Annotated in this window: 1 protein-coding gene; it reads right to left on the bottom strand. The window is 60.6% G+C overall.

Features of this window, described 5'->3' with window-relative positions:
* Window positions 1–10: 10 nt before the first annotated feature.
* On the bottom strand, window positions 11–865 hold the full coding sequence (locus ABT116_RS50485; RefSeq protein WP_351648615.1) for a MetQ/NlpA family ABC transporter substrate-binding protein: 855 nt from the start codon (window positions 863–865) through the stop codon (window positions 11–13).
* Window positions 866–1,012: the final 147 nt, after the last annotated feature.

Here is a 1,012-nt window from a genome sequence, read left to right as displayed (position 1 = left end):
CCGCCGACGACTACGACGCGGCCATCGCCCGCCTCCAGAAGGCCGTCGACAAGGGCTCAGCCAACTTCTGCACTCGCGCATCGTTTTCGAGGGAGGTACGAACCGTCAGGACGTTGGCGTACGGGTTGCCTTCGGCCTTCTCGAGCACCAGTGCGTCCTTGGCCGGATTGAGCCCGCCTTCGATTGCGTAGTTGCCGTTGATGATTGCGAGATCGACGTTTCCGTCATCGAGCGTGCGCGGAAGCTGCGGGGGATCGACCTGGGTGAACGTGAGCCCCTTGGGGTTGTCGATGATGTTCTTCTCGCTGATCTGGGTGATGTCGGTGCCGGGGGCACCCAACTGCTGATCGAGCTTGATCAATCCGGCCTGCTGCAACAGGTACAACCCACGGGCGAAGTTCGTCACGTTGTTGGACAAAGCGACCGTTGCGCCCTGGCGTAGGTCGGCCACGTTGGTGACCTTCTTGGAATATGCACCGAGGGGCTCGACGTGGACCTTCGCCACGGCGACCAGGTCGTCGACACCCTTTTCCTTCGACCACGATTCCTGGTACGGCACGTGCTGGAAGAAGTTGGCGTCGGTGTCTCCGGCTTCGAGCACCTCGTTGGCGTCGAGATCGCCGGTGATCTCGCTGACCTCGATCTTGGTGTCGCCGAGCAGGCCATTTTCTTCGACGAACTTCAGGATCTCGGCATGCGGAACAGAAGAAGCGACGATGCGAAGGGGTGCGTTCTCGTCGGAGGAGTTGTCGCTCGAGCACGCTGCGACGGTTCCGACTGCGACGGCGGCCACTGCGAAGGCAGCGAGGAATCTTCTGGTGCGCGAGCGTGACATGTGAATCTCCAAGACATAGCCGAACGCCACGCCGAGATGGCGTGACAGTTCGTGAACGCTAGCCCGGTAATCCTCCTGTGAGGAGATACAGAATCACCGCGATTTTTTCGTCTACCTATTGTCCGAGGAGGATGACCGGAACGTCCTCCGCGAAATCGACCACCAATTCGCGACGCG

Origin of the sequence: Streptomyces sp. NPDC002130 (assembly GCF_040296465.1) — a bacterium.
Taxonomy (GTDB): domain Bacteria; phylum Actinomycetota; class Actinomycetes; order Streptomycetales; family Streptomycetaceae; genus Streptomyces.
The sequence above is the reverse complement of the archived record's forward strand: the minus strand, read 5'-3'. Positions and strand labels throughout refer to the sequence as shown.